Source organism: Pectobacterium sp. PL64, assembly GCF_022477975.1.
GTDB lineage: Bacteria > Pseudomonadota > Gammaproteobacteria > Enterobacterales > Enterobacteriaceae > Pectobacterium > Pectobacterium jejuense.
The window spans coordinates 3,314,039-3,335,587 of the sequence record NZ_CP092070.1; the positions used below are offsets into that span (position 1 = coordinate 3,314,039).

18 protein-coding genes are annotated in these 21,549 nt (G+C 54.4%); 7 read left to right on the top strand and 11 right to left on the bottom strand.

What is annotated here, in order from left to right; genetic code table 11:
* Position 1: 1 nt before the first annotated feature.
* From proB to HP572_RS14920, 4 genes are all read right to left on the bottom strand, one after another.
* Entirely contained in the window at positions 2-1,105 is a 1,104-nt protein-coding gene (gene proB / locus HP572_RS14905) for a glutamate 5-kinase (RefSeq protein WP_014916394.1), read from the bottom strand.
* Between the two features lie 123 nt (positions 1,106-1,228).
* Positions 1,229-1,603 (bottom strand): sigma factor-binding protein Crl, encoded by a 375-nt coding sequence (gene crl, locus HP572_RS14910; RefSeq protein WP_205554750.1) that lies wholly within the window; start codon positions 1,601-1,603, stop codon positions 1,229-1,231.
* Positions 1,604-1,717: 114 nt separating this feature from the next.
* A complete protein-coding gene (locus HP572_RS14915; protein ID WP_240583618.1) occupies positions 1,718-3,823 on the bottom strand; it encodes an ankyrin repeat domain-containing protein in 2,106 nt (701 codons plus the stop codon).
* 11 nt (positions 3,824-3,834) lie between these two features.
* Positions 3,835-5,871 (bottom strand): ankyrin repeat domain-containing protein, encoded by a 2,037-nt coding sequence (locus HP572_RS14920; protein ID WP_240583619.1) that lies wholly within the window; start codon positions 5,869-5,871, stop codon positions 3,835-3,837.
* 175 nt (positions 5,872-6,046) lie between these two features.
* On the opposite strand from HP572_RS14920, the gene HP572_RS14925 reads away from it, so the two are divergent.
* Entirely contained in the window at positions 6,047-6,382 is a 336-nt protein-coding gene (locus HP572_RS14925) for a 5-carboxymethyl-2-hydroxymuconate Delta-isomerase (RefSeq protein WP_039504729.1), read from the top strand.
* Between the two features lie 80 nt (positions 6,383-6,462).
* Here HP572_RS14925 and frsA read toward each other — a convergent pair whose 3' ends face one another.
* Positions 6,463-7,710, bottom strand: a complete 1,248-nt coding sequence (frsA, locus tag HP572_RS14930; protein WP_240583620.1) for an esterase FrsA — start codon at positions 7,708-7,710, stop codon at positions 6,463-6,465.
* A 212-nt stretch (positions 7,711-7,922) separates the two neighbouring features.
* Positions 7,923-8,381, bottom strand: a complete 459-nt coding sequence (gene gpt, locus HP572_RS14935) for a xanthine phosphoribosyltransferase (RefSeq protein ID WP_010282559.1) — start codon at positions 8,379-8,381, stop codon at positions 7,923-7,925.
* Positions 8,382-8,711: 330 nt separating this feature from the next.
* On the opposite strand from gpt, the gene pepD reads away from it, so the two are divergent.
* On the top strand, positions 8,712-10,172 hold the full coding sequence (pepD, locus tag HP572_RS14940) for a beta-Ala-His dipeptidase (RefSeq protein WP_240583621.1): 1,461 nt from the start codon (positions 8,712-8,714) through the stop codon (positions 10,170-10,172).
* 65 nt (positions 10,173-10,237) lie between these two features.
* Here the strand turns inward: pepD and dinB are convergent, their stop codons facing one another.
* Positions 10,238-11,296 (bottom strand): DNA polymerase IV, encoded by a 1,059-nt coding sequence (dinB, locus tag HP572_RS14945; protein WP_240583622.1) that lies wholly within the window; start codon positions 11,294-11,296, stop codon positions 10,238-10,240.
* Positions 11,297-11,371: 75 nt separating this feature from the next.
* Positions 11,372-12,172 (bottom strand): helix-turn-helix transcriptional regulator, encoded by an 801-nt coding sequence (locus HP572_RS14950; RefSeq protein ID WP_240583623.1) that lies wholly within the window; start codon positions 12,170-12,172, stop codon positions 11,372-11,374.
* A gap of 252 nt (positions 12,173-12,424) precedes the next feature.
* On the opposite strand from HP572_RS14950, the gene HP572_RS14955 reads away from it, so the two are divergent.
* Together HP572_RS14955 and dpaA are read left to right on the top strand one after the other, a co-directional pair.
* Positions 12,425-13,195 (top strand): class I SAM-dependent methyltransferase, encoded by a 771-nt coding sequence (locus tag HP572_RS14955; RefSeq protein WP_240585765.1) that lies wholly within the window; start codon positions 12,425-12,427, stop codon positions 13,193-13,195.
* A 396-nt stretch (positions 13,196-13,591) separates the two neighbouring features.
* Complete coding sequence (gene dpaA / locus HP572_RS14960; RefSeq protein WP_039495133.1) at positions 13,592-14,326, top strand: peptidoglycan meso-diaminopimelic acid protein amidase; 735 nt, start codon at positions 13,592-13,594, stop codon at positions 14,324-14,326.
* Here the strand turns inward: dpaA and HP572_RS14965 are convergent.
* Positions 14,297-15,064, bottom strand: coding sequence for a class II glutamine amidotransferase (locus HP572_RS14965; RefSeq protein ID WP_039361094.1), 768 nt, complete (start codon positions 15,062-15,064; stop codon positions 14,297-14,299). The genes dpaA and HP572_RS14965 overlap by 30 nt on opposite strands.
* Before the next feature lie 49 nt (positions 15,065-15,113).
* Positions 15,114-15,695: a D-sedoheptulose 7-phosphate isomerase gene (lpcA, locus tag HP572_RS14970; protein WP_005975726.1), complete on the bottom strand. Its 582-nt coding sequence runs from the start codon at positions 15,693-15,695 to the stop codon at positions 15,114-15,116.
* A gap of 349 nt (positions 15,696-16,044) precedes the next feature.
* Between lpcA and fadE the strand changes: the two genes are divergently transcribed.
* Both fadE and yajD read left to right on the top strand, forming a co-directional pair.
* The gene (fadE, locus tag HP572_RS14975; RefSeq protein ID WP_240583624.1) at positions 16,045-18,492 is read left to right on the top strand and encodes an acyl-CoA dehydrogenase FadE; all 2,448 of its coding nucleotides are present in this window, start codon (positions 16,045-16,047) and stop codon (positions 18,490-18,492) included.
* A 240-nt stretch (positions 18,493-18,732) separates the two neighbouring features.
* Complete coding sequence (yajD, locus tag HP572_RS14980) at positions 18,733-19,083, top strand: HNH nuclease YajD (RefSeq protein WP_010282592.1); 351 nt, start codon at positions 18,733-18,735, stop codon at positions 19,081-19,083.
* A gap of 65 nt (positions 19,084-19,148) precedes the next feature.
* Here the strand turns inward: yajD and mtnK are convergent, their stop codons facing one another.
* The gene (gene mtnK, locus HP572_RS14985; protein ID WP_240583625.1) at positions 19,149-20,351 is read right to left on the bottom strand and encodes an S-methyl-5-thioribose kinase; all 1,203 of its coding nucleotides are present in this window, start codon (positions 20,349-20,351) and stop codon (positions 19,149-19,151) included.
* A 153-nt stretch (positions 20,352-20,504) separates the two neighbouring features.
* Between mtnK and mtnA the strand changes: the two genes are divergently transcribed.
* Positions 20,505-21,533 (top strand): S-methyl-5-thioribose-1-phosphate isomerase, encoded by a 1,029-nt coding sequence (gene mtnA, locus HP572_RS14990; RefSeq protein WP_240583626.1) that lies wholly within the window; start codon positions 20,505-20,507, stop codon positions 21,531-21,533.
* The last annotated feature ends 16 nt before the right edge of the window (positions 21,534-21,549 follow it).

The following is a 21,549-nucleotide window of genomic DNA, read 5'->3' on the forward strand; positions in this document are numbered from 1 at the left end:
CTTAATTGATAATCATATCGTCGCGATGGATAGCCACCGGACCATATTCGTAGCCAAGAATCTCGGCAATCTGTTGAGAATGGTGTCCGGCAATCATACGCAGTGCATCGCTGTTATAGCGCGTCACGGCATGCGCCACATCGCGGCCCGCCAGACTACGCACGCGGATCACTTCACCACGAGAGAAGTTCCCTTCTACGGTGCGGATGCCTTTAGGCAGCAGCGAACTGCCGCGTTCGAGGATCGCCGAGAGCGCGCCGTCATCAACGGTGATTTCTCCCGCTGGCGGTGCACCAAAAATCCAGTGTTTGCGGCTTTCCAGCGGCGCATCAAGCGCATGAAAACGCGTTCCGACGGAGATATCCGCAATCACATCGCCAATAACGCCCGGCTTGCTGCCTGCGGCAATCACCACGTCGATACCCGCACGGCAGGCCACATCGGCAGCCTGTAATTTGGTCGACATGCCGCCCGTTCCGAGGCCTGACACGCTGTCACCCGCAATGCTGCGCAGCGCATCGTTGATGCCGGTCACTTCACGGATCAACTCCGCATCGGGATTATTGCGCGGATCGGCGGTAAACAGACCTGCCTGATCGGTCAGCAGCAGCAGCTTATCCGCATCGGCCAGAATCGCCGCCAGCGCAGACAGGTTGTCGTTGTCACCCACCTTGATCTCGGCGGTGGCAACGGCGTCGTTTTCATTAATCACCGGAACAATATTGTTATCCAGCAGCGCCCGCATGGTGTCGCGCGCGTTGAGGAAACGCTCACGATCTTCCATATCCGCACGCGTCAGCAGCATCTGCCCGACGTGGATACCGTAGATGGAAAACAGCTGTTCCCACAGTTGAATCAGGCGGCTTTGGCCCACAGCGGCCAGCAGTTGTTTGGTCGCAATCGTAGCCGGGAGTTCGGGGTAACCCAAATGTTCACGCCCGGCGGCAATCGCCCCTGAGGTGACAATAACAATCCGATGCCCTGCCGCATGTTGCTGCGCACACTGGCGCACCAATTCAACAATGTGGGCGCGGTTAAGACGGCGCGAACCGCCGGTTAGCACGCTGGTGCCCAGTTTCACAACCAAAGTCTGGCTGCCGCTCATAATTTTTCTGCCGTTGGATGTCAAAAAATAAGAATAAGGAAAACGTTGTAGCAGGACAGACGCGTTATGCCAACAGGCACAACGCGAAAACCTGTGAATAAATCGGGGATCGTCAGGAAAGCATCACGGTCGTGCGACGAGGGTACAGGCGGGTTCCAGCGAGTGCAGCTGTTTCTCTAGTCGGACATGAAAAGCCTTTCTGGCATTTTCCACCTGTTCCATCACGGCTTTGTCCTTGATTTTTTCTTCACGCCAGTTGCCCTGTTTATCGAACAAACCGTAGTGATAGTCATAGGCAAAGCCTTTGCCAGTATCTTCCACATTCAACCACCAGCCCCAAAACTCACGATTTTCTGGCGCAGGCTTGATGTTGACGCAAACCGCCAGGCAATCAAAGAAGAACGCGGTATCCTCGCACTGCGCTTCACGGATATAAGGCCCCAACGACGTAAAATTTTTCATGAGTCGGCTTTTGGGGTGTCCACTCGGTAACATCATCTACGATCTCCTCTGGTTGAACATTCTTTTTAGCAGAGAATGGCAATTTATCAACCACCTGGCGTCAGGTTACTGCCCGACGCCAGGCTTTTCTGCTTTTACACCGGCGTGCTCCTATGCGGTCGGTTGACGCTGCACGGCAAAGCGTGAAAGCCCTGTTTCAGCGTGTGGCGCAGGCAATGCCAGCAGCGTTTGCAGTCGTTCAGCAAAATAAGCATGAACCGGATGTTTGCAGTCCAGCACGCTTCGCAGCTGTTCTTCCGTAAACGGCGTCAGCCTGAGCAGCGCTTCGAAGATCTCTTTCCGCTCGTCCTGCACGCTGAGTGACAGCGGCGTGATTCCATCATCATTGCTTTGGCGGAGATCCGCACCGTAGGCATGCAGTATCGCCAGCATGCGGGCCGACACCGATTCAGGGCGCGGCGGGAAATCAATAGAGCGGCGGCTCGTTATCGCACAGAGCGCGGGCGTCATTCCGTCTGCGCCACGCGCATTCGGATTTGCGCCATAGTGCAGTAGCACTTCCAGACAATGCTGGGCGCCCTGTTTCGCCGCCAGCATCAGCGGCGTCATCCCGTGTTCACCCCACGCGATGTCTTTCTCCATCCCCTGTTGCAGCAGGGCCTCAAGCGTTGCTTTACGCCTCTCCGGTGCCACGCCCACATTATAAATAACGCGATGCAGCGGCGGAGCAAGGCGGCTTGCGGTTTCCGCACTGAGGCTAACGCCTTGTTGAATTAGCCAGTTCAGCACCTGTGGACGACACCCTGCCGCAGCGGCGTAAGCCATGTTCATCCCGTCTGGTGCCGTGCTATGCAGGTTCATTCCACAGGAATGCAGATGCCGGAAAATATCAAGCAGCGCGCTTTCATGCGGGCTGGACGGTGAATACAGGAGCAGCGCCATCCCCAGAGGCAGCGCACCGCTTTCTTGCAGTACATGCTGTTGATTGAAATCAGCGCCGTGCGCTATCAGCAGATCGAGCAGGTCAGCATGATATTGTCCGGTGGAGATCATCGCGTCACAGAGCGTATAAAGCGCTGGCCACGTTGTCGGCGTGTCGTCCTCCTCCTCCCACATCGTATAGCCAATATTGGGAGAAGCGCCCAGTTCCAAAAGATGCTGGAGAGAGGAAGAAAACACGCGATGGACGCGACTATCCGTTACCGCAGCCTTGGCTCGCAGCACAAGATATTGCGCCAGCACCGTACCCTGATTTACATCATTTTCACGCTCAGCATCGCGTTCGCACTCTGCGTAATGCTCATCCTCATCATCGTCAGATTCGTGCTGTTCAAAACGCAGCGGATAACGGCGATCGAGATCGGCAGTCCGTCCCGCAATACGCCGTACCAGCGCAGGAGGAAACGACCTTTCCAGCGCATCCAGCAGGACGCTGTGCGCAGGCACATCGCAGCGCATATCCGGGAATGTGTCCAGCAAGAACGCACACAACGGCGCAGGCAGGCCACAATGCAGCGCCATTTCCAGCCAGGTCACCGAAGTTTTCTCTTCCTGATTTTTCAGGGCTTGATTAAACGACAGCGTAAAGCCCGATTCCAACATCCCTTCACGTGCAGCCTGTGCAACGATCGGCTGAAATACCTCCAGCGTCATCCATGACCCGGCGTGCCGAAAGACCGTTTCCAGTATCGACGTTCCCGTCAGGCGTACCGGACTATCAACATGGAACAGCCGCATTAACAAAAAGCGATCCTGCTTTTCCAGCAGAATATCGACGGGATGGCGTTTCTCAGTCTCAGAATGGAACAGGACGGGCTGATTGATATCCAATCCGTTTGCCAGCAACACCCCCAACATCGTACTGCGCTGAGAATGGGTATAAACCTGACTTTCAGGCAGATCAAAAAAGCAGTGTAGCCAACCGCGCCCCTGATTATCATAAAAATCCAGCAGGGCACCGTGCTGTAAAAGTAATGCCGCAATCTCAGGAGAGTAAGACGTGATAGCCGCGAAGAGCGCACTTTCGCCCTCAGGCGTTTCGATACTCGCCCCTTTTTCCAGCAGATAGCGGACAAGATCGAGCTCCGTGTCGCGATCCCGACTCAACTGATGCAAAACCGTTTGCCCGTCGCTCAGCGCGTTGATGTCGCCTTTAGCCGCCAGATAGCGATCGATCAGTTTCCGCTTCTTGCAGGTGGGGACATCAGAGAAGCAAATTGTCTCTAACGTATCCGTTTTGGAAGATGAACCAAACATATGCGACGTCCTTATAGCGGCAACGAATGATGGGAAGACAACGACTCGCCAGCGCTGAGTCGCGCAATCTGTTGGCGCAGCTGATCGGAGAAATAGCAGTAGCGGTTGCCCTGCGCCAGCCAGTCCAGCAGCCGATGCATGTCATCCAGACTGGGAGAGAGTATCTCCAGTAGCGCTTTGAACACCGCTTCGTGTTTATTGCGGATACAGCGAACCAGCAGATCGTTACCCTCTTCGTCCACCCGTGTGATTGTCACGCCATACTGATGAAGCAGGGTCACAATTCGCGCCGCCGCCGCATCGGCGCGGTGTAGCGCACAACGGAGAGGCGTCATGCCATTGGCACTACGGGCATGCGGGTTGGCTCCCCGCGCTAGCAACACCTCGGCACACTTCGCTTCGCCGTAGTAGGCCGCACACATCAGCGGCGTGAATTGTTCATCAATCGAGAACTCATCAATATTCGCGCCGTTATCCAGCAGTACCGCGACGGTTTCAGCACGCCGCTCCGGCGTCAGTGCTTCATCGCTATACAGGCTGATGGTTTTATGCAGAACGGGGGAATTGTCGAATCCGCTCAGGGTGTGAATATCTACACCGTGCGCAATAAGCCACTGTAAAACCTGTGGTCGAGAGCCAATTCCCGCAGCGGCTGCCGTGTTGATCAGGTAAGCATTGGTCGCCTGCAAATCCATACCGTGTTCGTAGAGGTAGTTCATCACCTGAAGCAGCACATCTTCATGTGTCGAATTGTAGCCGCGCTGAAGCAGCGTAATGCAGAGCGGTTCGCTGACCGCACTTTTCTTCACGTTGAAATTCGCGCCGTGTGCCACCAGTAAATCCAGCAGGTCAGGGCGAAAGTTATTTGCCGACACCATTTCAACGCAGACGAGGTAAAGCAATGACCAGTTCCGCATTTCATAGCTGCGCCCCCCGCTCATTTTATCGACCAGAGGCGACGCGCCGTATTGCAGCAACAGGCTCATGGCATCATAAAAATAGGCGTAATAGTCAGGCTCGCTCAGCGCCTTTATCAGACGGTTGTCCACAAACTGCATCATGGCCGAGCTACCGACGTCAGGGTACGCATCAGCCTCCCACCCACTCTGTTTTTTCCGGCCAGAAGAAATGAACAGGGAATAAGGTCGGTCAATATCTGCCGTTTTTTGAATAATCCGCTCCACCAGCGCGGGCGAATAGCGGTTAAGCAAGACATCAAGAACAAAGCTGTAGCTGCTTAAATCGCAGCGGATATCTGGATAGGTATCGAGCAAGCACTCACAGAGCCGTTCGTCCGCAGCGTAAAAAATGGCCATTTCCAATAGCGAGCCATCAGTACGGATCTTCTTGTCTTCGGAAAGAATCACGCCGGGCTCACGATAAGCCGATCCCCCAGCCCGTTTCACGATCTGCTGAAAGAGCGGCAGTGGCAGCCACTCGCTTTTATAGTTAAAGAGGCGTTCAAAAATGCCGGTTTCGGCGAAATGAATCGGGGTATCGAGCTGAAAGATGTGCTCCAGCAGGCTCACATCCTTCTCACACATCACGATCTCGATCGGAAAGCTGGTTTCCAGTGATGTCCAGAAAATGGTTTCACGATTAAGATCCAAGCCGTAGCGTAACAACAGATCGAGCATTTGCTTACGCTGGTCGTCGGTATAGGTATGTCGATCCTGTGGGCAGTACAAGTAATTCAGCCATGAATTGCTGAAGAAATTGAGGTAGTGCACATCAGCGCCGTACTGAAGATAAAGCTCGGCAAGCTCCAGATGGAAGAACTCGATCGCATTATGCAATGCGCTGAATCCTCCAGGCTGTTCAATAAAAGCCCCTTTATCCAGCAGGTAACGGACCAGTTCAATATCCGGTGCGTCCGTATTGACCGTTAGCAAACCGAGTACATTAGCAGTATGGCGCTGCCTTTCATTGATGCTGCCGCCCTGCGCCAGAAAGCGGTCGATTTGTCGTTTTTTCTTTTCCAGCGGTAGTTCTGAACAGCAGATGTCATGCAGGCTTTGCTGCTGACGAGACAATATTCCCCACATCATTGCATCCCTCAACGATCCCCAAACGGGTAAAAATGATAATTTATCAACCACCTGCGATGATAACGCACATCCATACTCTTGTCCGCGCAGGCTTCCCTAAAAAGCAGTTGCCGAGCGACGCCGGGTACTCAATACTCAGGTCTCTTCGTTTTCGTTCATTGAGAAGTGACACCTTATGCCACATTGTATCGCCGAACATTCCTCAGACATTGATGTAAATGCCCTACTTCCTGCGATCTATCGCGGCGCGCTCGAATCCGGTTTGTTTTCCAGTGACGGCAGCGACATCAAAGTTAGATCCCTCGCGTACGATAACTACACGACCGGTGGCCAACGGGCTAGCTTCATTCATGTGGCAGTCAAGATACTGTCCGGACGGACGGGGGAGCAGAAAAGCAGTCTCTCCAATCTGGTACTTCAGAAGATCGAAGCGCTGGGATTGAAGAACCTATCAGTGACAGTTGAAGTGGTTGATATGGACAGGCCTTGCTACGCCAAAAAGATCCTGTGATCGACGGTGCTCGTCTGGCAGGAACAGCGGCCTGTGTAGCGATAATTCGCCTGCACAGACCGTGCGTTACGCCTGATCTTTTATACTTTATCCTGCAACCATCCACTGATTTGCTGTAGTGCGCGGTGGAAATTCTGGTACACCGGCGAGAAATTAACCGGCAGCAGTTTCCCTTGTGCGGATGAATTCACAATCAGGCTGGCCTCTTCTTTCGGGCAGAGCGGATCGTTATCCCAATAGCCTGCCAGCATCGGCGTCGGGCAGCGACGTCCTAGCAGCCCCTGCGTTTTCAGCGAATAGCGCCCCAGCTCGGTTTTCAGCGAGGTATCCGTCGAGAACGGCATACCCAGACGACTCGCCAGCACATCCATAAACATATCTGGTACCTGCTGCTGACGATTTGGATCGCTTAACAGATGGTGTACCACCGGGCCAAGACAGGCCACGCCGCGTAAGCGTTGTGATTCCAGGTACGCCAGCCGAACGGCAATATTGGCACCAAAGCGGAAGCCAAACGCCACAACGCGGGTGTGATCGACCCACGGGACATCCGGTAACGCGCGCAAAACCTGCTGATGCAGAAAACTGGAATCCTGAGTCAACTTCCAGCGGGAAGAAAATCCAACAGAGGGAACATCAATCGTCAGCATTGCCATGCCCGCTGGCGCAAAATAATCCTGAAACAGGCGATGATAATCGCTCTGCAACATTTCCAGGCTGCCGCACATAAGCACAGTTGGGAAAGGCGCTTTCGCCTGCGCTGGCATATGCAGAAAACCGGTCAGCGTACCACCGCCCGTAATCGGGAAGGTTAATTCTTTGAGTTCATAAGGCAGGTACTTGGCGGCCTCTTCATAGGCACGATTTGCCAGCGTTTGCGCCTGCTCCGCCAGCTCATCGCCTTTAATATGCGGATAGGCAGCAATGCTGTAGAGGTTGGCAGCATTCAACCAAAGTTGCCCGGTTTGTGCATCCTCTTCACTCTCAAGCGCCCGCTGCTGCCAGTCTGCGCCCTGCTTCGCCCATTCATAAATCCAGTTACCGCCTCGGTAGCCGATCACCGTATCGAGCAGTTGCTCGTTGCTTCTGTCAGCCTTACTGGCAGCAATGCGCGACAGTACGTCTTCGATTTCCCACGGGTCGACACCACGCCAAATCCACATCAGCCGGTTAATCATCCGATACCAACTGCGGGTCTTCTCCCCTTCCAGCGTAGAATGCAGCCCCTGTACATCCTGACTATGCCGCGTACGTCTGACCAACGTCGAGGTTTCTGGATGTTTAAAGGATGGTTTGAATAGCGTTTCAGACAGGTTAGCTTGCGCCACAGCAGCCTCCGTTAATGTAAACCGCTGTTAGCGGACATCAGACGACTTCTTCGTCACCCGTTAAAGTGTAACGAACTCAGGCCAGAGAAGACAAATATCAACGGCAGAAACACACGATCGGATCAAATCCTGCGCTAGAAATTACAACCGTTCAGAAACAACAATGCCCGGCTAAACCGGGCATTGGGGGAAATCGACATTCGCTCTGGCGATTAACGGCCAGACAAAGGCGGAACAAACACCACGCCCATATCCCACGGCTGTTCAATCCAGGTGTCCTGCGGGATATCAATCACGTAGTCGTCAACCAGCGGTTTACCAGCAGGTTTCGCGAAAATGGTCACAAAATGCGCTTTCGGGTACATATCACGAATCGCTTTCGCCGTACCGCCCGTGTCAACCAGATCGTCAATCACGATAAACCCTTCGCCATCTCCCTCGGCACGCTTCAGCACTTTCATTTCGCGCTGGTTGTCATGGTCATAACTGGAGATGCAAACGGTATCAACGTGACGAATGCCCAGCTCACGCGCCAGCAGCGCGCTTGGCACCAGACCACCGCGGCTAACGGCAATGATGCCTTTCCATTGATCGGCAGGCAGTAAACGCTGTGCCAGTTTGCGGGCATGAATTTGCAACATATCCCAGGTTACGACGTACTTTTCGCTCATAAAATATATCCCAGCCGAATAAAAAACGGCTTAAGTTGAGTCTGAGGGGGGAAAAAGGTTGCGCGAGATTATAGATAGCCAACAACATAAAAACCAGTTTTTCTCAACGTGAGAATCGAGTTTTTCCTGACAACCTGCGCCCTGCCAAGCCCGTCGATTCATATTGCAGCAGGGAAAACAAGACAGGGCCGACGGTAATTCCCCTGCTTTGATGGAAAATGATATTCTGTTGTGACACGCCATGTTCCGTGGCTAACCGCGATTAACTTTTAACCTGTAGCCCTGCCCGCCAGAACACCAAGGCTGGCCGCTAAAAAGGAGACTGAAATAGTGTCTGAATTGTCTCAACTTTCCCCCCAGCCGCTGTGGGATATTTTCGCCAAGATCTGTTCCATTCCGCACCCGTCTTATCATGAAGAAGCACTGGCCGCGCACATTCTGGAATGGGCTAAAGAGAAAGGCATCTATACCGAGCGCGATCAGGTCGGCAATATTCTGCTGCGTAAAGCGGCAACCGCAGGCATGGAAAATCGCAAACCTGTCGTGTTGCAGGCGCATCTGGACATGGTGCCGCAGAAAAACAACGACACCGTACACGATTTCACTGTCGATCCGATCCAGCCTTATGTTGACGGTGAGTGGCTGAAAGCACGCGGCACCACTCTGGGCGCGGATAACGGCATTGGTATGGCTTCTGCGCTGGCGGTGCTGGCCGATCCGAACGTCGAGCACGGTCCGCTGGAAGTGCTGCTGACCATGACGGAAGAAGCCGGTATGGATGGCGCGTTTGGTCTGCAACCTAACTGGCTTCAGGGCGAAATCCTGATCAATACCGATTCGGAAGAAGAAGGCGAGATCTACATGGGTTGCGCTGGCGGTATTGATTTCATTACCCGCCTGCCGCTGGTGCGCGAACTGCCACCTGCCGGTTATCACACGCTGAAGCTGACGATTAAAGGGCTGAAAGGCGGCCACTCCGGCGGCGACATCCATCTGGGACTGGGCAATGCCAACAAGCTGCTGGCACGTTTCCTGTTCGAGCAGGCGAAAGCGCTGGATATCCGCATTCTCGATCTGAACGGCGGGACGCTGCGTAACGCGATTCCGCGTGAAGCCTTCGCCACGTTGTCACTGCCTGCCGCGAACGTCGAGCAGTTGAAAGCGCTGAGCCAAGACTATCTGGCCGTGCTGAAAAATGAGCTATCTGCCGTTGAGAAAAACGTAACCGTACTGGTGGAAGCCAGCGACAGCAACGAGCACCCGCTGACGCAGGACAGCCGCGATCGCCTGCTGGCACTGCTCAACGCCACGCCGAACGGCGTGATCCGCATGAGCGACGAAGTCAAAGGCGTGGTGGAAACGTCGCTGAACCTCGGCGTTGTTACGATGGAAGACGACCACGCGGAAATTATCTGCCTGATTCGTTCGCTGATCGACAGCGGTAAAGACGCCGTCGTCGGTACGCTGACGTCGCTGGGCCAGCTGGCTGGCGCGAAAACGTCACCGAAAGGCGGTTACCCAGGCTGGCAGCCGGATGCCCATTCTCCGGTCATGGCGCTGGTGCGCGAAACGTATCAGAAGCTGTTCAACAAGACGCCGAACATCATGGTGATTCACGCCGGTCTGGAATGCGGTCTGTTCAAGAAACCTTACCCAGACATGGATATGGTTTCCATCGGGCCGACCATCACCGGGCCACACTCGCCGGATGAGCAAGTGCATATCGGCAGCGTCGATCTGTACTGGAAATTGCTGACAGCGCTGCTGAAAGCGATTCCGCCACGCGCGTAATCATGTAGTCGTAAAAATCAGGGCGGCGCAGAGACGTCGCCCTTTTTATCCTCAGTTGAACAGTCTTACCCCCAATCAAACACCAGCTGTCGCTCAATTTGCGGGTCGAGCAGCGTCACATGTAGCCCAACCAGCCGGACGCCTCTGGATTTACGCCGCTCCTGCCAGGTTTGTTGCGCGATCTTCAACAGATCCTGTTTATTCAGCACCGGCCACACATGCTCCTGCGTCGTTTGCTGAAAATCATCAAACTTGAGTTTGACGCCCTGACGCGCAATATGCAGATCGGGCTTCACCCGTTTCAGGCGGACTTCCAGCTCCTCATAAAGCTGTTCGATCAGGTTTTCACACTGTTCCCAGTCGTGAATATCCTGCGCCAGCGTCTTCTCCACGCCGACCGACTTCCTCAGCCGATCGGGTGAAATCCGTCGCTCATCAATCCCCTGACATCGCTCCCACAGCACGCGGCCAAACTTGCCGAACTCTTTAAGCAGATCCGCCAGCGCATACACCCGCACATCCGCGCAGGTGTGCAGGCCACGCTCTTCCAGCCGTTTCGCCGTCACTTTCCCGACGCCGGGGATTTTCTCCAGCGGCAGCGCCAACAGGAAATCATCCACCTGCTCGGGTGTAATCACATATTGTCCATTCGGCTTATTTAACTCAGACGCGATCTTCGACAGAAACTTGATCGGTGCAATCCCCGCCGAGGCGGTCAGATTCAGTTCATCCGCGATGGTTCGACGGATTTCTTCGGCGATGCGCGTCGCCGAGCCGTTGCAGTGCGGGCTATCGGTGACATCCAGATAGGCTTCATCCAGAGAAAGCGGTTCGATCAGCGACGTGTAGCGGGAGAAGATCTCGCGGATTTGGCGCGAGGTGGACTTATACACCTCCATGCGCCCCGGCAACAAAGTGAGGTGTGGACACAGGCGCAAAGCGGTTGCCGTCGCCATCGCGCTGCGGACGCCGTAGCGTCGGGCAGGATAGTTAGCGGTGCTGATGACGCCACGACGATCGGCGCTCCCCCCTATCGCCAGAGGAATATCGCGCAGGCGCGGGTTATCACGCATCTCAATTGCTGCGTAGAAGCAGTCCATATCAACATGAATGATTTTGCGCATACTGGCCCTCTGACAACACTGTATAAATATACAGATCAAAGCCAGTATAGACAAGCTGCGCGATGTCTGCCGCGTTTACTGGGCGATCAGCATAACAAGCTTAAATTCGCTCTGCACGGCAGGATGGAAAGTCTGTTGATGATAGGCAATATCGCCAAGTGAAGGATGGTGGAAACGTCGCTCGCCGCCTTCACGCGCGGTTACCGCCTGCTGTGACCACCAGAGATTGAATTCACGGCTTTCTTCACACAGCGACATCACGATTTGCCGAACGGCGTCAGTCGGTGCGTAATGGCTTGATTCTGCACGGAACTCCGCCACCACCCGCTTCGCTCGTTCCGGCCAGTTGACCACCAGCGATCGGGCCAGCGGATTCAAGAACATGAAACGCAGCAGGTTCGGCTCGGGATCGTGTCCCAGCCATCCGGCAAACAGCTGTTCCGACGGCGCATTCCACGCCAGCATATTCCAACTGCCATCCAGAAGGTACGCAGGACAAGTGATGTGGTGCAGGCTGGCGGCAACCTGCGCATCCGGCGATGTTGCCCTACTCTGCTTCAGAGGATCCTTCACGCCAGCAAGGCTAAAAAGATAATCATGCTCTGCGGGTTCCAGTTTTAACGCCTGCGACACGCGGAGCAGCGCCGATGCCGAAGCGGACACATCGCGCCCTTGCTCAAGCCAGGTATACCAGGTGGTGCTGATTCGGGCGATTTGCGCCAGCTCTTCGCGACGTAGCCCACTGGTGCGCCGCCGCCCGGAGGCTGGCAGGCCGACCATTTCCGGCGTAGTCCGCTCACGCAGCACCCGTAAGAAAGCCCCCAGTGCCTTTGGACCGCTCAGAGAATTGGCAGGTATAAACGAATGTGCAGACATAGTCAGGTGCCCTTTTCATCCTGCTCGTCAAGGCGAGCTCGAGACGACAACAACATGAGTGAAAGAGGTGTTAATCAAACAGGGAGTATTTTATACCCGTATAAATGCTCATATTGTACCCGTATTTTTCCCTCACTATAGTGTTCTTAGACCAAGGATAGAGTTCTCAGACCGACGTCTTCTTTAGTGGCTGGCGCGCCGCCGTTTAACCCATGATGAAACGAAAGCAATTCAGATAAAGCGAGAGCAATGATGGAAGAAAAACAGAACCATAATGATCGCGTCGAACACCAGTTCGGCTCACAGGCGCAGAACTACCTGACCAGCGCGGTGCATGCGCAGGGCAAAGATTTAACCCAACTGGCTGCTTTATTAGCGCCTTTCCCGCAGGCGCGCGTGATCGACCTCGGCTGCGGTGCCGGACACGCTAGCTTCGTTGCTGCACAGGCCGTCGCGGAGGTTGTCGCCTACGACCTGTCTTCCCAAATGCTGGACGTGGTGAGTCAGGCTGCCGCAGAAAAAGGACTGAATAACATCCGCGTTCAGCAAGGCGTAGCCGAGTCTTTACCGTTCGAGGATAGCAGCGCAGATATCATCATCAGCCGCTACTCTGCGCACCACTGGCATGATGTTGGACAGGCGTTACGTGAAATGCGGCGCGTCCTGAAACCGGGTGGGCGCGTGATCATGATGGATGTCGTTTCGCCCGGTCATCCGCTGCTGGACAGCTATTTGCAAACGGTAGAGAAGCTGCGCGATACCTCACACGTACGCAATTACGCGCCGGGTGAATGGCTGAGCTTCTTTACCGACGCTGGGTTTATCGTGCGTAACGTCACCAGCGACAGGCTGACGCTGGAGTTCAGCAGTTGGATCGCACGTATGCGCACGCCAGAACATTTCGCTATCGCGATTCGTGAACTGCAAAAAACGCTGCCGGACGAGGTGGTACAGCATTTTGACGTACAGGCAGACGGTTCCTTTGTCACCGACATTATGATGATAGAAGCCACCCGCGCCTGACGCACTTTCCCCGCAATTAACGACCTCAAAACGATCTCACATTGGACGGCCCGCATCCTTTCGGGTCGTTTTTTGTAAATGTTATTTTTTAGCGCTTTTCAACGCTTGATTAATATGAAACCAATGATAATGTGATTTCGTTTTCGTCGTTACCTATTCGCCGACGAAATATATACCGATAACGGTTGTTCCAACGCCTTCTCGCCGAGCACACTGAAAGCGTAGCGGGGATACCGCGTATATACCCTAAATAATTCAAGTTTCAGGAAGGCGGCAAGCGAGGGAATCCCGATGAGCTTACTCCAGTAAGTGATTCGGGTGAGTGAACGTAGCCAACGCACATGCAACTTGAAGTATGACGGGTATAGCACAGCAATTTTATTATCAGGAATCATAATGCAAAAAATCGCGCTGTCGTTTGCGATGTTGTTTTTTTTGCCTTCTCTTGTTGTTACCAGCGCCGCCAGCGAAACCGCACCGCCGCTAGCGCCGATAGCAAAAGAATTAAAACAGCAATTATTAGGCTCTCCGATCTATATTCAGATCTTTAAAGAAGAGCGAATATTCGAACTTTATGCGAAAGTCGGTAACGAATACCGTTTATTGGAACAATACCCCATCTGTAAATATTCAGGCGGATTAGGACCAAAACGCGTTGAAGGCGATTTAAAAAGTCCGGAAGGTTTCTATCAGGTTGACCTGCGTCAGCTCAAGCCAGACAGCCAATATTACCGCGCGATCAATATCGGCTTCCCCAACGACTATGATAAATCACAGGGATATTCTGGTCGCTATTTGATGATCCACGGGGAATGTGTGTCGGTTGGCTGCTATGCCATGACCAACACCTATATGGATGAGATTTATCGCTATGCCGAAGCGGCGTTACGCAACGGGCAGGCGAAGATTGATATCGCCATCTACCCGTTCCGTATGACGGAACAGAACATGCAGCGCCACCGCAATTCCACCTACGCCAGCTTCTGGAAACAGCTTCAGCCGGGGTATACCTATTTTAATCAGCACAATCAGCCGCCGGCCGTCACGGTGTTTAACGGACAATATGTCGTTAACCCACCGTTGATGACTAGCCAGCCGACCTTAAAGTATGCGCTCGCCGAAACAAAATAGAACGAATTCACCTGGCATAATCTGATGCCAGGTTTCGTTGCCCGTTAGCGGCTGCGTCGCCAGCACGGTGACGACATCATTGGGTGTCGTCTGCTGCTGAAAATCAATCTCCACATCCTGATCCAACAGCGTCGCTTTGCCAAACGGCGCGCGGCGAGTGATCCAGTAGAGTTTGGTTGAGCAATACCCCATCACAAAGCGCCCGTCCGACAGCAGCATGTTAAACACACCTTTCTCCCGCAAGACATCCGCCTGTTTGGCGATATAGCGGAATACCGCTGGCCAGTTGCCCGGCGTACGCGGGTAGCGTTCAGCCAGTTGGGACAGTAGCCAGCAGAAAGCAAATTCGCTGTCCGTCTGACCAACAGGGCGAAACATGCCCGTCTTCAGGGTGTTGTAGCCTTTCAGCTGGCCGTTGTGGGCGTACGTCCAGTTCCGCCCCCACAGCTCGCGCGTAAAGGGATGGGTATTTTCCAGCGACACCGCACCGCGATTCGCCTGTCGGATGTGTGAAACCACTGCACACGATTTGATAGGGTAATCCTGTACCAATCGCGCAATCGGCGAGTTATAGCTTGGCAGCGGATCTTTGAACGTACGACAGCCGTTCCCTTCATAAAAGGTAATGCCCCAGCCATCCCGATGCGGTCCGGTTTTCCCACCGCGCTGTATCAGCCCGGTAAAGCTAAAGCAGATATCCGTCGGCACATTCGCGCTCATCCCCAGCAGTTCACACATCTGACTTTCTACCCTTCCCTTCTTGCCCTTTTAGAGCGTATTAAGCGGCTTACTGATCCGCCATCTCTTTTTCAATCAGTTGAATCAGGATGTGAATCGCTTTGATATGGATTTCCTGAATACGGTCGGCATAGCCAAAGTGCGGAACACGAATTTCCACGTCGGCTGAACCCGCCATTTTACCGCCGTCTTTCCCGGTCAGCGTAATGACCTTCATGCCTTTCGCTTTTGCTGCGGCAATGGCTTTAATAATGTTGCCGGAGTTGCCCGAAGTGGAAATCCCCAGCAGCACATCGCCTTCACGCCCCAGCGATTCGACATAGCGAGAGAAGACAAAGTCATAGCCAAAATCGTTGCTGACGCAGGACAGGTGGCTCGGATCGGAAATCGCAATGGCCGGATAGCCCGGACGGTTCTCGCGGTAGCGGCCCGTCAACTCTTCGGCAAAGTGCATGGCATCACAGTGTGAACCACCGTTACCGCAGGAGATCACTTTACCGCCCGCTTTAAACGCGTTAGCCAGCAGTACCGCAGCATTTTGAATCGATTGAATGTTCGCATCATCACTCAAGAAATTATTCAGTGTTTCTGCTGCTTCTTTCAGTTCACTACGGATTAAATCCTGATACATGGAATCCTCTCATTTTGTCTGGTGACAACATTCTTTTCTGTTCAGCAGTGTAGCGGATCGTACCAACAGCGAGAAGCGCGTAATCACGGGATTGAGAGGATCGCTGATGCCCGTCAGAAAACGCACGACTGCCGCTCGGTTTGTGAAGTGAGTTGTAATTATGATGTAAACGAATTGATAAAAATAATCAGATAAACTACAACGAATATAAGCAACAGGTCAGACCTCTTACGATATTGACCTACTACGCCTTATTTCACTGATGACACGGTTCTCGCTTTCCACTGCCACGCAACGCTTAGTGGAAAGGTGAAAGTCCTCAATTCGATCACAATGCTGGAGACACGTTATGGTTGCTGTCAGTATCCTCCTTCTACTGATTATCATCGGAGCGATGTTTTACCATCGGCTCAGTCTGCTGCTCGGCAGCGCCATCCTGCTGGCCTACTTCGCGGCCATGTCCGCCATGTTGCTGTGGCCCGTCTGGCTGATGATTCCGCTCGTGATTCTGCTGATTCCGATTACAGTTCCCTCTCTGCGTCAAAAGCTGGTTTCCGCTTCCGCGCTGCGCATGTTCCAGAAGGTCATGCCGCCGATGTCGAATACGGAAAAAGAAGCGATTGATGCTGGGACAACCTGGTGGGAAGGCGACCTGTTTCGCGGCGCGCCGGATTGGAAAAAGCTGCATAACTACCCGCGTCCGCAACTGACCGCCGAAGAGCAGGCATTTATCGACGGGCCGGTTGCTGAAGCCTGCCGGATGGCAAACGACTTTGAAATCACCCACGAACGCGCCGATATCCCGCCAGAACTGTGGGAATATTTAAAAGAACATCGCTTCTTCGCCATGATCATCAAGAAGCAGTACGGCGGGTTGGAATTCTCGGCCTATGCACAGGCGCAGGTACTGCAAAAACTGGCGGGCGTCTCCAGCATTGTGGCGATCACCGTCGGTGTGCCTAATTCACTCGGTCCCGGCGAACTGCTGCAACATTACGGGACAGAAGCGCAAAAAGATCACTACCTGCCACGTCTGGCACGCGGTCAGGAAGTCCCCTGCTTTGCGCTGACCAGCCCGGAAGCGGGTTCCGATGCAGGCTCAATTCCCGATACTGGCATTGTCTGCTACGGCAACTGGCACGGCGAACAGGTTTTGGGCATGCGCCTGACCTGGAATAAACGCTATATCACACTCGCCCCCGTCGCCACCGTGTTGGGGCTGGCCTTTAAGCTGTACGATCCCGACCATCTGTTAGGCGATCAAGACGACGTAGGCATTACCTGTGCATTGATTCCGACGGACACCGACGGCGTTAAAATCGGCCGCCGCCATTTCCCACTGAACGTGCCGTTCCAGAATGGCCCGACGCAGGGTGAGAACATTTTTGTTCCGCTGGATTACATCATCGGCGGCGCGAAGATGGCCGGTCAGGGCTGGCGTATGCTGATGGAGTGCCTGTCTGTCGGACGCGGTATTACGCTGCCGTCTAACTCTACCGGCGGGCTGAAGTCGATAGCCCTCGGCATCGGTGCTTACGCGCACATTCGCCGCCAGTTCAAAATCTCCATCGGTAAGATGGAAGGCATCGAAGAGCCGCTGGCACGCATCGCGGGTAACGCTTACGTGATGGATGCCGCCGCAACGCTGATTACCAGCGGCATCATGCAGGGTGAAAAACCGGCGGTGCTCTCCGCTATCGTCAAATATCACTGTACCCACCGTGGTCAGCGCAGCGTGATGGATGCGATGGATATCGCCGGCGGTAAAGGCATCTGTCTTGGCCCGTCCAACTTCCTGGCGCGCAGCTATCAAGGCGCACCGATTGCGATTACCGTGGAAGGGGCGAATATCCTGACGCGCAGCATGATTATCTTCGGGCAAGGCGCTATCCGCTGTCACCCTTATGTGCTGGAAGAGATGGCAGCCGCGCAAGAGAACGACGTATCACGCTTTGACCGCTCGCTGGTGGGTCACATCGGCCACGTCGGCAGCAACACAGTGCGCAGCTTCTGGCTTGGGTTGACCAACGGCCGCCTGAGCAGTGCGCCAGTGAACGACAAAACACGTCGCTACTATCAGCAGCTCAACCGACTCAGCGCGAATCTGGCACTGCTGGCGGATGTATCGATGGCGGTATTGGGCGGTAGCCTAAAACGTCGCGAGCGTATCTCTGCGCGTCTGGGGGATATTCTCAGCCAGCTCTATTTAGCTTCCGCGACGCTGAAACGCTATGAGGACGAAGGGCGTCAGAAAGCGGATTTACCGCTGGTCCACTGGGGCGTGCAGGACAGTCTGCATCAGGCCGAGCAGGCGCTGGACGATCTGCTGCGCAACTTCCCGAATCGTGCCGTTGCAGGACTACTGACGTTCATCATCTTCCCGCTGGGTCTGCGCTGTGCTGCGCCGTCTGACCGCCTCGATCATGAGGTCGCGAAGATTCTACAAACGCCGTCAGAAACGCGCAGCCGTCTGGGACGCGGTCAATATCTGGTTGCCAGCGAGCACAACCCTGTCGGGCTGCTGGAAGAGGCGCTGTTGGATATCATGGCCGCCGAGCCGATTTACCAACGCCTGTCGAAGGCCAGCGACAAACCGCTGCCGTTCATGCGATTGGATCAGTTGGCAGAGCAGGCGCTGGTAGAAGGTCAAATTACCGCAGAAGAAGCGGATATTCTGACCAAAGCCGAAGCCAGCCGCTTACGTTCAATCAACGTGGATGACTTCGCATTCGATGCACTGGCCGCCAACAAGCCCGCGCCCGTACCGCAACCGGAAAGAAAAACTGAAGCAGCATAAACAGCCTTATTTGCGAAATAGGAACGGTGGTAATGGAATAGAAGAGTAAAGCGTTTGCGCCAGGGATGGCGCAATCCGAGCTTACAGGGATGTACTCGCAGCGTCTTTACGATCTATCCATTATCACCGCTCAACAAGCTTTGTCAGTAAACTCAGACTGGTTATACCGGCCTGTTCTTTCCTTTAAAGGCACATCAGTTGTAAAATCCACATCATCTTTCCCTGAATGAAACCCGACACATGGCTTACATCCCCAAGAACTACGCCAGACTTGAAAGCGGCTACCGCGAAAAAGCGCTCAAACTTTTCCCGTGGGTATGTGGTCGCTGTTCACGCGAATTCGTCTATTCCAACCTGCGTGAATTAACCGTTCACCACATCGATCACGATCACAGCAATAATCCGGAAGATGGTAGTAACTGGGAAATGCTGTGCCTCTACTGCCACGACCATGAGCATTCGAAATATACCGATGCGGATATGTACGGTTCGACCGTCGTTGCAGGTGAAGATGCGCAGAAGGATGTCGGGGTTGCCACCCATAATCCTTTCGCGAATTTGCAGGCGATGATGAATAAAGGGAAGAAATAATCGGTTTGCCGCTCCCATCAGATTCGATGACGGGAGCGATTATAAAATAGCGTGGCTAACGACGACTAGGCACCGCTCTGCCGTACTCGCGCCAGCAGCGCATCCACATCCGCAATATGCGGAGCCGCCAGCACCAGCGTTCTGCCCAGCGAAAGAGCATGACGCTGGCACGCTAAACGCGCTTCCGTCTCCTGAATGCCGTCCAGATCGGCGACGTGCGCCAGCCCAATCGTGCGGCGAATCAGTTCGGTGCCGCAGTAGCCAACGGCATCCCACCACACCTGCTGTAAAAACAGCGCGGCATAACCCGATTCCGCCAGCGCCGGATCGCGGCTTTCGCTTTCGCTCAATGCCAGAAAACGGGCGGAAAAGGTCTGCCACAGCGTGCGGATATCTTCCAGACGTCGTTCACGCCCCGCCGCCGCCTCGCGCGGTGCTAACAGCCCCGGCAGGCCACAATAATTCAGCAGCAGATTGCCAATTGCCGTGCCGACATCAAAACCAATCGGCCCGTAGAAACCGAATTCAGCATCAATCGCTTTTAAACGCCCTTCTGCCACAAAGATCGATCCACTGTGGATATCGCCGTGTAGCAGCGCCTCGGCTTTGCTCAGTAAGCCATGCTTCAGTCCGGCAACCGCCAGTTTCAGTGCCCGATCGTCACGCAACGCCTGCACATCCGGTGTCAGCGCAGCGTCAAACTGGTTTCTTTCATGGTCGATATAGGGATCGGTAAAGAAAAGATCTTCGGTAATCTGACACAGTTCGGGGTTAGTGAACTGGCTTACCGCAGCCTTCTTCTCATGCGGATGTTGATGAAAATCAGAGGTGTGGAATAACGTCTGTGCCAGATATTCTCCCAACTGTGCCGCCGCCTGCGGATAATCCGCGCCGTTAACCAGCTCGCTGCGCCAGATACGATGATCGGAGAGATCTTCCTGCACCATCACCGCCAGTTCGGGGTCGTGATGTAGCACGGTCACGGTATGCTGCGGACAAAACTGCGCATGCGTCAGCAACGTTTCGGCTTCAATGCGGGCGCGGTCAAGCGTCAGCGGCCAAGATTCCCCGACGCAGCGCACGTAGGGCAGCGCTTGTTTGACGATCACTCGACTAACGCCCGTTTCATCTTTAATTTTAAACACCAGATTCAGATTGCCATCGCCGATCTCTTCTGCGGCTACCAGCGTTTGCGGCTGACTGACACCACCGTATTGGCGGGCATATTCAACAGCGTCATCCGCCGTAAAAGTGCGGTAAAGTGACATTCCAACCCCTCGCTATTCTGCAATCAAAACTGTTTCCGCAATCAAAACGATTCTAAAACCAAAGATACGGACATAAAAACGTTCGGACGTCTATACATCTATCAGGCATCTTGGCAGAATAAGAATATCGATGCAACATGGATTTAACGACCTATGCAGACACTTAACACAACCAGCCTGAAAATCGTCGATAACCAACTGTGGATCCTCGACCAGCAGGCGCTACCGCAAGAAAAACGCTGGAGCCCTTGCCCGGATGTCGCCTCACTGGTTGAGCATATTCAGACCCTACGGGTACGCGGCGCGCCGCTGATTGGCCTGTCCGCCAGCCTGCTACTCGCGCTACTGGCGGAGAAAGGGTTATCGCAGGCCGAACTGGCGCAGGCGCTGGAAACGCTTAGAGCATCGCGCCCTACCGCTGTGAACCTGATGAACAATTTGGATCGCATGAAGCTGGCGTTGGCACAGCCGCAGTTTGTCGATGCGCTGGTGCAGGAAGCCCTGCGGTTGGTAGAAGAAGATCGCGCTCTGTGTGAACGCATTGCCGATCATGGCGCTGCGCTGGTGAAGCCCAATAGCCGCTTGCTGACCCACTGTAACACCGGCGGGCTGGCAACGGCAGGCATCGGCACCGCCATCGGCGTGCTGCTGCGCGCACATCAGCAGGGAAAAGTCGCACAGGTGTGGGTCGATGAAACGCGCCCGCTCTTGCAAGGCGGACGCCTCACGACCTGGGAGCTGGGTGAGTTAGGCATTCCTTATCAGCTAATCTGTGATTCGATGGCCGCCAGCCTGATGGCGCAGGGTCAGGTGGATGCGATTTGGGTCGGCGCAGACCGTATTGCTGCCAACGGCGACGTCGCCAATAAGATCGGCACTTACAGCCTCGCGGTACTGGCGCACTATCACCGGATTCCATTTTACGTCGCAGCACCGCACACCACGCACGATCCCGCGTGCCCGGACGGTCGAGCCATCCCTATCGAACAGCGCGCTGCCACCGAAGTCACCGGCGTTTCCGGCAGCTTCGGCCACTGCCAGTGGGCTCCGCAGAACGCGGCAGTCTACAACCCAGCGTTTGACGTCACTCCCGCCGAATTAATCAGCGGCTGGGTACTCGATACTGGTGTGGTCACGCCACAAGACGTGAAAGACGGGATATTTCAGGCAGCGTTGAAGTAACGACAACCCCAAATAT